Annotated in this window: 13 protein-coding genes; 3 read left to right on the top strand and 10 right to left on the bottom strand. The window is 65.0% G+C overall.

Going from position 1 to position 11110, the window contains the following annotated elements; genetic code table 11:
• From NH448_RS13015 to NH448_RS13005, 3 genes are all read left to right on the top strand, one after another.
• Positions 1–449, top strand: a 449-nt coding sequence (locus NH448_RS13015) for a TRAP transporter large permease subunit (protein ID WP_253028867.1), incomplete at its 5' end; no start/stop codon positions are given.
• 92 nt (positions 450–541) lie between these two features.
• Complete coding sequence (locus NH448_RS13010; protein WP_253028866.1) at positions 542–1216, top strand: 2-dehydro-3-deoxy-6-phosphogalactonate aldolase; 675 nt, start codon at positions 542–544, stop codon at positions 1214–1216.
• A complete protein-coding gene (locus tag NH448_RS13005) occupies positions 1213–2121 on the top strand; it encodes a 2-dehydro-3-deoxygalactonokinase (protein WP_045995290.1) in 909 nt (302 codons plus the stop codon). The genes NH448_RS13010 and NH448_RS13005 overlap by 4 nt, the downstream gene beginning before the upstream one ends.
• 317 nt (positions 2122–2438) lie before the next feature.
• On the opposite strand, the gene NH448_RS13000 is transcribed toward NH448_RS13005, so the two are convergent.
• From NH448_RS13000 to NH448_RS12955, 10 genes are all read right to left on the bottom strand, one after another.
• Entirely contained in the window at positions 2439–2747 is a 309-nt protein-coding gene (locus NH448_RS13000; protein WP_045995291.1) for a hypothetical protein, read from the bottom strand.
• 380 nt (positions 2748–3127) lie between these two features.
• Positions 3128–3667 carry a gluconokinase gene (locus tag NH448_RS12995; RefSeq protein ID WP_124803963.1) on the bottom strand — a complete coding sequence of 180 codons (540 nt, stop codon included), beginning with the start codon at positions 3665–3667 and terminating at the stop codon, positions 3128–3130.
• Between the two features lie 144 nt (positions 3668–3811).
• On the bottom strand, positions 3812–4654 hold the full coding sequence (locus tag NH448_RS12990) for a nitrilase-related carbon-nitrogen hydrolase (protein ID WP_253028865.1): 843 nt from the start codon (positions 4652–4654) through the stop codon (positions 3812–3814).
• A 60-nt stretch (positions 4655–4714) separates the two neighbouring features.
• Positions 4715–4891, bottom strand: coding sequence for a hypothetical protein (locus NH448_RS12985; RefSeq protein ID WP_253028864.1), 177 nt, complete (start codon positions 4889–4891; stop codon positions 4715–4717).
• A 140-nt stretch (positions 4892–5031) separates the two neighbouring features.
• The gene (locus NH448_RS12980) at positions 5032–5781 is read right to left on the bottom strand and encodes an SDR family oxidoreductase (protein ID WP_108450189.1); all 750 of its coding nucleotides are present in this window, start codon (positions 5779–5781) and stop codon (positions 5032–5034) included.
• Positions 5782–5935: 154 nt separating this feature from the next.
• Complete coding sequence (locus tag NH448_RS12975) at positions 5936–7243, bottom strand: MmgE/PrpD family protein (RefSeq protein ID WP_253028863.1); 1308 nt, start codon at positions 7241–7243, stop codon at positions 5936–5938.
• A 131-nt stretch (positions 7244–7374) separates the two neighbouring features.
• Positions 7375–8268 (bottom strand): glycine betaine ABC transporter substrate-binding protein, encoded by an 894-nt coding sequence (locus tag NH448_RS12970; protein WP_253028862.1) that lies wholly within the window; start codon positions 8266–8268, stop codon positions 7375–7377.
• A gap of 45 nt (positions 8269–8313) precedes the next feature.
• Complete coding sequence (locus NH448_RS12965; RefSeq protein ID WP_253028861.1) at positions 8314–9045, bottom strand: ABC transporter permease; 732 nt, start codon at positions 9043–9045, stop codon at positions 8314–8316.
• A gap of 4 nt (positions 9046–9049) precedes the next feature.
• Positions 9050–10210, bottom strand: coding sequence for an ABC transporter ATP-binding protein (locus NH448_RS12960; protein ID WP_108133011.1), 1161 nt, complete (start codon positions 10208–10210; stop codon positions 9050–9052).
• A 187-nt stretch (positions 10211–10397) separates the two neighbouring features.
• Positions 10398–11063, bottom strand: coding sequence for an ABC transporter permease (locus NH448_RS12955; RefSeq protein ID WP_045995115.1), 666 nt, complete (start codon positions 11061–11063; stop codon positions 10398–10400).
• Between the last annotated feature and the right edge of the window lie 47 nt (positions 11064–11110).

Raw genomic sequence — 11110 nt, 5'->3', positions numbered from 1 at the left:
GCATGATCATCTGGATCGGCATCGGCGCCGCCGCCCTGGTCGGGGTCTACAACCTGATGGGCGGCAACCGCTTCATCTCCGGCATGATCATGGATCTGGACGTCTCGCCCATCGTGATCATCCTGGTAATGATGGCGATCCTGATCGTGCTCGGCATGTTCCTCGACTGGATCGGGGTGGCCATGCTGACCCTGCCGATCTTCGTGCCGATCATCGTGCAGCTGGGCTACAGCCCGATCTGGTTCGGCATCCTGTTCGCGGTGAACATGCAGGTGTCCTTCCTGTCGCCGCCGTTCGGTCCCGCGGCCTTCTACCTGAAGGGCGTGGCGCCACCGGAGATCAGCCTCAAGGACATCTTCGTCTCGGTGCTGCCCTTTATCGCCCTGCAGCTATGCGTACTCGCGGCGCTGCTGGTGTGGCCCGAGATGGCCATGTGGCTAGTCAACTAGGTCTGAACCCTGACGGCGAAGGGCGGCAACAGCCGCCCTTCGCTTTATCATGGGGCTGAGTTTTCCTTCTTTTCGACTTCGAGGACTTTGCGATGAACGACGCTCAACGTCGCGTGCTGGACGCTGCCATGGCCGAGACGCCGCTGGTGGCGATCCTGCGTGGTATCACGCCGGACGAGATCGAGCCGGTCTGTCACGCCCTGGTCGAGGCCGGTTTCCGGCTGATCGAGATTCCGCTCAACTCGCCTGAGCCCTGGGTCAGCATCGAGCGCGCCGTGGCCTGTTGTCCCGACGACGTCTTGATCGGTGCCGGCACGGTGCTCGACGAAGACGATACCGCTCGGCTTGCCGAGCTCGGGGCGCCGTTGATGATCACCCCCAACACGGAGGCCGAGCTGGTGGCGCTGGGCGCCGAGCGTGGGCTTGCGCCGATGATCGGCTGCATGACCCCGACCGAAGCCTTGGCCGCGGCGCGGGCAGGGGCGACGGCACTCAAGCTGTTCCCGGCGGCACGCCTGGGTACCGGCTACTTCATGGACATCAGTGCGATCCTGCCCAAGGGCCTGCCGGTGCTGGCGGTGGGCGGTATCGATCGCTCCAACATGGCCGAGTGGCATGCCGTCGGCATCGCCGGCTTCGGTTTCGGCAGCAACCTCTACAAGCCCGGACGCAGCGCCGTCGAGGTGGGGGAGATCGCGCGCGAGCTGGTGGCCGAATGGCAGCGTCTGGCGGCTGACCAGGCAGGCCAGCAAGGGGGTGGCGCATGAGCCGGCGGCTGATCGCCATTGACTGGGGAACCAGCAACTTTCGGGCCTTTCTGGTGGACCGCGACAGCGGCGAGTGTCTCGATAGCGTGCGCTCGGATGCCGGGCTCAAGTCGTTGAGCACGGACGAATTCCCGCATTACTGCGAGGCCCAGGTCGGGGCCTGGCGAAAGGGCGGTGAAGTGCCGGTCTACCTGTCGGGCATGGTCGGCTCGGCGCGGGGCTGGAGCGAAGCACCGCAGCTCGAGGTGCCGCGTTCGGCCACCGACCTGGCCGACAATGTCGTAGCGGCGCCGGGGCTGGACAACGCCTGGATCGTGCCTGGCCTCAAGGTGGTGCGCGAGGATCACGTCGACGTGATGCGCGGCGAGGAGATCCAGGCCTTCGGTGCACTGGCGCTGCTGGGCTTGTCCGCCGGGGTCTGCTGTCTGCCGGGCACCCACAGCAAGTGGGCCCGTCTGGAAGGAGAGCGGCTGATCGACTTCTCCACGGTGATGACCGGCGAGCTCTATCATGCGGTGCGGTTTCATACCCTGCCGGGAGAGCCGGCCAGGGGCAGCGACGCCCACGACGCCGATGGCTTTGCCCAGGGGCTGGCGGCGGCGGACCATCCGGCGGGCTTGATGCACGCCCTGTTCGAAGGCCGAAGCCGCCACCTGTACGCAGGACTTGGCGCCCACCAGGTGGGCAGTTTTCTGTCCGGGGTGCTGATTGGTGCCGAGGTGCTGGCCCAGCGCGAGCATTTGCTGGACCACCAGGGCGCGGTGGTACTGGTCGGCTCGTCCAGTCTCAATCCGCTCTACCGCCAGGCGCTGGAGCGCCAGGGTATTCGCGTCGAGGAAGTCGACAGCGACAAGGCTACCCTGGCCGGGCTGGTTGCCTTGGCCGAACGCCACCGCGCGGGCTGATTGTCTGGGCCATGTCACCAGGGCTGAATTACTCAGGCCTAGTCACCCCAGCCTAGTCACCAAGGCCTGATCACCAGTGTCTTGATCATCGGCGTCATGTCATCAGCGATGATCTCTGCACGCCAGCGGTGGGGAGTCGAGGCCGAAGCCTGAGGGGTGGCCCAAATGGGCCATCACAGGCATCAAGGACCGGCGACCGATGCAGTTTCTCGACGGTCCTTGATGTCCGCTGGTGCTTGATGCCTATCTAGACTGTTTTCAGGTGCCAGGCGATTACCAGGTACGGCGTGGCCATATCAAGGCGCGGCCGCCAGGATTCAGGACGGGCGGAACTCGCCACTGGCGGTGGAGGACAGACCGTCAAAGGCACCATGACCGACAAAGGTCATGTCGTTGAAATCCAGCACGTAGCGCAGCGCCAGCTGTTGCTCCTCGAGTCCGTAGACGAAGATCCGGTGCTCATCGACCGGGGTCGCCAGGTAGGCGGAGCTGATGTCCTGAGCTTTCTGGGACGGTGAATTGCCGCCCAGGCGATGACGCATGCGGGTGGCATTCTCGAAGACGACGCCCCAGGTGGTGCCGTCACAGTTGAATTCAAACGTCTTGCCTACCATTGGATCTGTCATGGGAGCCTCCTGTCTGCTGATATCGACGCGCTGGCCAACTGTACTGACTAATCAGTAACGTGCCGTCCGATAACGTGCTGACGAGTTACGTACTGACCAGCGACGCGCTGATGTCGACGTTCCGTTGTCGACGGCCGGTTGTTGCCGCGATTTGCCGGGATGCGGTCAACGCTGTTCGCCGTCGGTACTGGTGGTCGACCAGAGTTGCAACATGACGACTTGGTGACAATTCTACGGGCTTCATTACTGCTGCATGGGCGAGAAACTTTGCCTTCGCGCTATCACCGATAAAAAAGCTGACAGCAGCCTGTCAGGAAAGGGCGATACCGAGGTCGGGTCGGGTCTCACTGCGACAGGTCGTTCAGCGCTGGCATGCGGGACTATCGACGGCTCGCAAGCTGTGCCAGGAAGTCATCGATGATGGCATCGGGGGTCATCTGGATATCGCAACGGATGGCCTCGTCATCGCCTGGCATCTCCAGGGTGGCGAGCTGACTCCTGAGCATGTGCTCGCCGGCGAAGAAGTGCTGTCCACGGCTGTTCAGCCGCTCCAGCAGGACCTCGTGGCTGCCATGCAGATAAAGAATCTCCAGCGCGGGTGCTCCTTCACGCAGCAGGTCCCGGTACTGGCGCTTGAGCGCCGAGCAGCCGATGACAAGCGATTGCCCCTGCTGCTGATGCTCCCGGTAGAGCCCTGCCAGGGTGGCAAGCCAGCCCTGACGATCCTCGTCGGTGAGCGGTTCTCCGCGGGACATCTTGGCGATGTTTTCGGGGCTGTGATGGTCATCACCGTCGATAAACAACGCGCCGGTTCGTTCGGCCAGCAGTTTGCCGATATACGATTTTCCCGAACCGGATACGCCCATGACGAGCAGGCAAGAAGGAGAGGAAAGGCCGCAGGATCGAGACGATGTTGTCATAGGTGGCGCCGAAAATTGTCTGCAAGATGGAAGCGTTATCCTAGCATTTTCACCTTGAGAATTCTCGACGCCTGGCGTCTCGATACCGTTGTCGAAAGCGCTGTCGATACCGGTGTCGAAAGCGCTACGCGAACCGGCGCTGTATCAGCGATAGCCGCTCATCAGTTCGCGAATCAGGGGGCTGTCGGCGTCACGCAGGGTCGGCAGTTCGAAGCGTGCCCTGGCGATGGCGGTACGCGACAGTTCGGCGCAGATCAGGGTCTCGCGATCCTCGGCCTCGGCCAGGCTCTCGCCGCGTGGCCCGAGGATGCGCGATCCGCCCCAGAAGTGGCTGTCGCCTTCGGGTCCATAGCGGTTGGCCATCAACACCGGCGTGCCATAGGTCATGGCGTAAAACCGCACGTTGAGCGCCCAGTTTTCCTCGTTGGAAAAGTCCTCGGAGACGATGCCGGAGGCCGAATTGATCGGTGCACACAGTACCGTCGGCCGTGCCAGCAGGGCGGCATGCACCAGCGCCGGATTCCACAGGTCGGCGCAGATCATCGAGGTGGTGCTCCAGCCGGGGCGCACCGCCACCTCGGTCAGCCTGGCGCCATGGCTGAACCACTTGCCTTCCTCGAGTCCGCCGTAGGTGGGCAGGTTGAGCTTGCGATGCACCGCCGCGATGCGACCGTCCTGGAGGATCGCTAGGGCGTTGTAGATCTCGCCGGGGCTCGCTTCCTCGACGAAGCCGACGATGACCTGCATGCCGGCGGCCGCCTTGGCCAGCTGGATCAGCCGCGGGTCTTCCGATGGCATGGCCTCCTCCAGCACCCGCGGGCCCAGGCCGTAACCGGTCAGCGAGAGCTCGGGAAAGACCAGCAATTCCACGCCACGACGGCGGGCGTCATGAATCACGTCGAGGTGATGGGCGAGATTGGCCTCGACGTCACCAAGGCGCGCGTTGATCTGGGCGCAGGCGACCTGTAGCTGGTCCTGATGCTGCATTGCTGGAATTCCTGAGGGTGGGGGCAGGGCGCCACAAGGTGCCGCAATTTGCCCGGCGGATCAACGTTCCTCACTGCTGTCGCTGTTGTCTCTGCTGCGCCCGGGCGTTGCGTCGCGGATGGCATCGCTTTCCTGGGGAGGCTGCAGCTTGCGCTTGAGCATGCGAAAGCCGATCCAGTGGATGACGGCCAGCCCGACGAGGACCGCGGCGATAAGGAGATAGAAGCGAGTGTCCATAGAAAGGGCTCCGTTGCGGGCCCCGGATCGCCTGGGGCCGAAAAAATGCCTGACAGCAACATCTTCTATACGTCAAAAAGACAGACGGCGAGGCGACCTGGGTCACGAGCCGACGAAACCAGGCGCTTGTCAGACGAGCCCTAACGACCTCCGGCGGGGTCGATAAAGGACCCCGTGACATAGGAGGCCGCGTCGGACAGCAGCCAGACGATGGCCTCGGCGACCTCTTCCGGACGACCGGCACGCCCCAGCGGACAGCCGGGCCCGAGTTCAGCCAGCCGCTCCGGTCGACCTGCCCGGGCATGGATATCGGTCTCGATCAGCCCTGGACGTACGGCATTGACGCGAATGCCACGGGGGCCCAGTTCCTTGCTCAAGCCGATGGTCAGCGTATCCAGTGCGCCCTTGCTGGCGGCGTAGTCGACGTACTCGTTGGGTGAGCCCAGGCGAGAGGCCATGGAGCTGACGTTGACCAGGGCGCCATGGTCGATCAGGGCGCGCGCGGCTTCCCGGGCGACCAGCAGGGCGCCGAGCACATTGGTGTCGACCACCTGACGCAGGCGCTCCACTGACATATCCGTCAGTGCCATGGAGGGCGCCACGATGCCGGCGTTGTTGACCACCCCGGTGATCGGGCCCAGACGTTGTCGCGTGCTGGCAAACAGCGCCATCACCTGGGCCTCCTCGACCACGTCGGCCTGAAGGGCAATGGCGCCGTCTTCGCCGGTCAGCGCCTGACAGGCTGCCAGGGTGTCCCGGGCGGCAGCGTCATCGCTGCGGTAGCTGAAGGCGACTCGCGCACCGGCACGGGCGCAGGCCAGGGCGGTGGCGCGGCCGATGCCGCGGGAGCCGCCGGTGATCAAGATGACGTCGGAGGGGGCGAAAGGCATGTCGAATCCTCGGGTAGCGGTCTCATCTGCCTATCCTTGGCGCTTTCACGGCGCTTGTCACCTTTGCCACCTTTGTCACCCATGGCACCTTTGTCACCCTAGCCACCTCCCGTCTTGTTCGACGCCCTGGGCTCGCGCGTTCAAGCTCGCGCGTTCAAGGTTGTCCCAGCAACCTCCGCAGATCGCCGATGGGGCGTGTTTCCAGGGTGCCGACGACCTCCTCGATCTCATTGGCGCGTGCGCCCAGCACCGGGCTCGCCAGGGCCTGAAACTTGGCTGCGATCTCGTCATCGCTCAGCGGATTGTGAGGATTGCCACGGGCTTCCATGGCAGGGCTTTGAATACGGCGACCATCGCGCAGGTGCAGCGTAGCGCTGGCCCAGCGCTCGGCCGGGAAGCGTGCGTTGCAGTCATCGCATTCGGTGATCGTCACCCGCCGTGACAGCGCCACGAGATCGTCGTCGCCGAGATCCCGGCTGATGGCGGCGACGTCGATGGTGCCTCGATCGAGGGCGCAGGCGACCGACCAGGGCAGGCTGTACTGGGCCTGTTCGGTCGTGGTCGGGGCGATGGTATGAAGGCGTCTGGCCTCGTGGAAGGTGGTGATCTCGATGCGTTCGATATTGTCCACCTGGCGTTCGGCGGCGGGTATGGCGAGTACCGCCTCCACCGCCGGCTGGGCCCAGCGGCATACCGGATAGGCCTTGAAGTACTGTTCCGACAGGTAGTCACGCCGTCCCAGATCACCCCATACCGCGGCTTGCTGCTCGTCGCACAGGGTCACCGCCGGGGCGCCGGTGAAGCCGTCCTCGGCCAGCAGCGTGGCCGCGACGCCGGCCTGGGCACCCCAGCCGCTGCCATCCTTGAGCATGGTGGGGTGATCGATGCAGCGCATCATCTGGCTGCGTGGACCATAGAATTCGGCGATGCCGAGGGCGTGTTCCAGCTGGGCCGGGTCGAGGCCCTTGAGGCGCGCGGTCACCGCTGCCACACCGAGGGCATTCCAGGCCCCCGAGGTGTGGTAGTCGGGGCTCGAGGCGTGCAGCGCGATGCCGGCCCGGGTGGCGATCTCGTAGCCCATCGCCAGCAGGCCGAGAAAATCCCTGCCGCTGACCTGCTCGATCTCGGGCAGCGCCAGCAGTCCCGGCAGGATGGCAACGCCGGCGTGGCCCTTGGTCAGCACCTGGCCGTCGTGGGCGTCGAGTGCATCGATCAGCCAGGCGCCGTGCAGGGCGACGCCGGTAGCCGACGCCGTTGACGACGCGAACAGCAAGGGGCGATCCCCCGCGTGCTGCACCCTGACGTAGCTCCGTGCGTGCTCGGCCAGGGCAGTGTCGGTGGCGCCGGCGGCGACGCCGATCAGGTCGACCAGGCAGCGCTTGGCGTGGCGACACTGAGCGTCATCGAGGCGGTCGAGGGGAGACGTGAGGATCCAGTGGATGACGTCCCGGGAAGTGCTCATGGGGAGGTCCTTTGTCGAACAGGGAGAGCAGCAATGCAGGAGGGGGGGCGACCGGTCGCTGCTGCTGCAGGTTCCGCTCGCCGCACGCTGGCGAGCTAAGAAAAAGGCCCCCGAGCGGGGGCCTTGAAGGGTCACAGCAGTTCGTTGTCCTCGAGGAAGGACTCGGCGACGTCCTCGATGGTCTCGCGCTCGACGTCCACCCGGGCGTTGAGGCTCGCCATGGTGTCGTCATCGAGCAGCGCCGACAGCGCGTTCATCTGCTCTGCGAGCTCCGGGTTGGCGTCCAGGGTGTCCTGGCGGACCACCGGGGTCAGGGCGTAGGCCGGGAAGAAGCCCTGGTCGTCTTCGAGGATCTGGAAGTCGAAGGCCGGCACACGACCGTCGGTGGCAAACACCAGGCCAATATCGACCTGGCCGTCGCGCAGCGCCTGATAGACCAGGCCGGAGTCCATGCGCTTGACGGCGCCACGCTCGACGCGGAAGTCGTAGGCGCGCTGCAGCGGACGCCAGCCGTCTTCGCGGGCATAGAACTCGGCGTTCATGGCAAAGGCAAGCTCTTCACCGTCATTCACCGCGGACGCCAGGTCGGACAGCGTACTGATGCCCGTTTCCTCCACGCTCTCGGCGCGCATGGCCAGGGCGTAGGTGTTGTTGGCGGCGGAAGGCTCGAGCCACACCAGGCCCTTCTCGCCGTCCAGTTCCTTGACGCGCTGGTAGGTCTCGTCGGCGGACAGCGATTCGGTGACGTCGTTGTAGTTGATCAGCGAGGTGCCGGTGTACTCCCAGTAGAGGTCGATCTGGCCGTTTTCCTGAGCCTGGCGCAGCACCGCCGAGCCCATGCCGGCGCGGGTGTCGACGTCGTAGCCGAGCCCGTCCAGATACTGGGTGGTCATGCTGGCCAGTAGTTGCTGCTCGGTGAAGTTCTTGCCACCGATCACGATCTCGTCGGCACTGGCGGTCGTCGTGGCGGTAGCCGTAGCGGTAAACAGGGCCAGGCCGGTCAGGGTGGTCATCAGGGTCTTCATGCGAATATCTCCTTGCAGGGTGTCGTTGTTGGAAAGCCCAGGTGTTCAGACCCGGGCCGGATTGACGCCGCGCGGCACCACGATGAAGGCCACGCCGGCCACCAGGGCGTCCACCAGGATCGCCAGCAGGGCGGTGGGGATGGCCCCGGACAGCATCATGATCGGATCGTAGAGATCGATGCCGGTGAAGATCAGCTCACCCAGTCCGCCTGCGCCGATCAAAAAGGCCAGGGGCACCGTGCCGACGTTGATGGTCAGGGCGGTACGGATACCGGCGAAGATGACGTAGAGGGCATTGGGCAGTTCCACCTTGAGCAGGCGCTGGGTCGGTGACATGCCGATCCCGGCAGCGGCCTCCTTGAGCGCCGGCGAGACGCCCTTGAGTCCGGCGTAGGTGTTGCGCGCGATGGGCAGCAGGGTAGCCACGAACAGGCCAAACACCGCCGGCACGGTGCCGATGCCGAGAAAGCTCATGGACAGCGCCAGCACCGCCAGGGTGGGGATGGTGGTGCCGACGTTGAGCACCTGCATCATCGATTCCGCGGCCTTGGCCATGCTCGGGCGCGACAGCCACACCCCCAGCGGGATCGCGACCAGGATCGCCAGGCTGCCCGACAGGAAGGTCAGCCACAGGTGCTGGACCACCAGATACTGGACGTCGGGCAGGTACCACAGGAAGTCATCGATGGCGCCGCTGGCCTGGGCCCATACCCCAAGCAGGAAGATGGCAATCAGGGCAAGGACGAGTCCGGCGCTTTTCAGGCTTCGAATCAGCATCGGCTCACTCCTTGGGCTCGGCGGCCACGGCGGACGTCTCGCGCTGCTTGGTACGGAAGCGGGCGCCCAGGTGGTGGGTCATGGCGCGCTGGGTGATCTGCCCGCAGACGCGGCCCTCCTCGTCGACGCAGGGCAGCCAGGTGATGTCCTGGGCGAACATCAGCGAGGCCACCTTGCGCAGGTCGTCGTCGAGACTCACCGTGGCCGGCACGTTCTGGAAGTGGTCGCGGCAGTAGCCCTTGGTGGTGCGGGCCAGGGAGCGGCTGATCAGGCCCACCGGCTGTCGCTTGTCGTTGATCATCAGGATCGAATTCTGGTAGCCGAAGTCGTCGATGCGTGCGAGCGCCGTGGTCAGGGTGTCCTCCGGCTTGACGGTACCGATCTCATCGCTGACCACTTCGGCGACCTTGACCAGATTCAGCCGCTTGAGCGCGCGGTCCTCGCCCAGGAAGGATTCGACGAAGGCATTCTTCGGCGCCGCCAGCAGGTCGTCGGGGGACGAATACTGCACCAGCTTGCCCTCACGGAACACCGCGACCCGATCCCCCATCTTGATCGCCTCGTCGATATCGTGGCTGACGAACATGATGGTCTTCTTCAGGTCCTGCTGCATCTTCAGGAATTCATCCTGGATCACCGCCCGGTTGATCGGGTCGATGGCGCCGAAGGGCTCGTCCATCAGCATCACGGGGGGATCGGCGGCCAGTGCCCGGGCCACACCGATGCGCTGCTGTTGACCACCGGACAGCTCGGACGGATAGCGCTTGAGAAAGGCGTCGGGTTCCAGCGCGATCATGTGCATCAGCTCGCGGGCACGCTCCTTGTAGCGCGCCTTGTCCCAGCCCAGCAGCTTGGGCACCACCGCGATGTTCTCCTCGATGGTCATGTTGGGGAACAGGCCGATCTGCTGGATGACGTAGCCGATGTTGCGGCGCAGGTCCTGGGTGTCCATGCCGGTGGTGTCATCGCCATTGATGAACACCTTGCCGGAGGAGGGCTTCACGATCCGGTTGATCATCTTGAGGGTGGTGGTCTTGCCGCAGCCGGAGGGGCCGAGCAGGATGCAGATCTCGCCGCTGGGGACCTCCATGTTGATGTGGTCGGCGGCGACGACCGCGCCCTTGGGCGTATCGAAGACCTTGGTCAGGTTTTCCAGACGAATCATGAGCAAATCCTTGTATGCAAGTCGGCGTCGGCGAGCTCCGGGTCGTCGATGGGCGTCGACGCTGCCGCTGTCGAGGCGGCGGCTCACCTGTTGTCGTGTCGACGTTCCGGCTGCGCTCGGGCGGTGTGGCGTGCAGGACGCCAGCCGCCGCAGCGGTATTTTCCCGACACTGCCGGAACACAAATGGTCAGGCGGCGTTGGCGGCGCCTTCCATGCCCTTGGGCGTGAAGCGCTTCTGCACCGCGAGCAGGCCGTAGTCGACGATGATCGCCAGCAGGCTGACCGCCACCGCGCCGACGATCAGCTGGCGCGGGTCGGACTGGGAGATACCACGGCTGATAAAGGTGCCGAGACCGCCGGCGCCGATATAGGCGGCGATCGCCATGACACCGATATTGAGCACCACGGCGGTGCGCACCCCGGCCATGATCACTGGCACCGCCAGTGGGATCTCGACCATCCGCAGGCGCTGTCGGTGGCTCATGCCGATGCCACGGGCAGCCTCGCGCAGGGCCGGGTCGACGTTGTTGATGGCGGTGTAGGTGTTACGAATGATCGGTAATTGGGAGTACAGCAGCACCGCGATCACCGCCGGCAGGTAGCCGATGCCCTGACCGATCAGCGACAGCACCGGAATCATGATCCCGAACAGCGCGATGGAGGGCACGGTGACGATGATCGACGCTGCGTAGAGCACCGCCTGGGCGACGCGCTCGTTGCGGGTGATGGCGATGCCGATGGGCACCCCGGTGAGGGTGGCGATGCCGACGGCAACGCCCACCAGCGAGATGTGCTCGAGGGTCCGGGACAACAGCAGGTCGGCGTTGTCCAGGGCGTACTGAATCAGTTCCAAGGCAATAGCTCCTGTCGAGGCCTCGCGGCGGGGTGAGTCGGGCCTGT

The organism is Halomonas sp. OfavH-34-E (assembly GCF_024124525.1).
GTDB classification, from domain to species: Bacteria; Pseudomonadota; Gammaproteobacteria; order Pseudomonadales; family Halomonadaceae; genus Halomonas; species Halomonas litopenaei.
The sequence above is the reverse complement of the archived record's forward strand: the minus strand, read 5'-3'. Positions and strand labels throughout refer to the sequence as shown.

Bases quoted from the DNA above. Each gene is read 5' to 3' on its own strand.
- NH448_RS13010 (WP_253028866.1), top strand. From the start codon at position 542: ATGAACGACGCTCAACGTCGCGTGCTGGACGCTGCCATGGCCGAGACG.
- NH448_RS13005 (WP_045995290.1), top strand. From the start codon at position 1,213: ATGAGCCGGCGGCTGATCGCCATTGACTGGGGAACCAGCAACTTTCGG.
- NH448_RS13000 (WP_045995291.1), bottom strand. From the start codon at position 2,747: ATGACAGATCCAATGGTAGGCAAGACGTTTGAATTCAACTGTGACGGC.
- NH448_RS12995 (WP_124803963.1), bottom strand. From the start codon at position 3,667: ATGACAACATCGTCTCGATCCTGCGGCCTTTCCTCTCCTTCTTGCCTG.
- NH448_RS12990 (WP_253028865.1), bottom strand. From the start codon at position 4,654: ATGCAGCATCAGGACCAGCTACAGGTCGCCTGCGCCCAGATCAACGCG.
- NH448_RS12985 (WP_253028864.1), bottom strand. From the start codon at position 4,891: ATGGACACTCGCTTCTATCTCCTTATCGCCGCGGTCCTCGTCGGGCTG.
- NH448_RS12980 (WP_108450189.1), bottom strand. From the start codon at position 5,781: ATGCCTTTCGCCCCCTCCGACGTCATCTTGATCACCGGCGGCTCCCGC.
- NH448_RS12975 (WP_253028863.1), bottom strand. From the start codon at position 7,243: ATGAGCACTTCCCGGGACGTCATCCACTGGATCCTCACGTCTCCCCTC.
- NH448_RS12970 (WP_253028862.1), bottom strand. From the start codon at position 8,268: ATGAAGACCCTGATGACCACCCTGACCGGCCTGGCCCTGTTTACCGCT.
- NH448_RS12965 (WP_253028861.1), bottom strand. From the start codon at position 9,045: ATGCTGATTCGAAGCCTGAAAAGCGCCGGACTCGTCCTTGCCCTGATT.
- NH448_RS12960 (WP_108133011.1), bottom strand. From the start codon at position 10,210: ATGATTCGTCTGGAAAACCTGACCAAGGTCTTCGATACGCCCAAGGGC.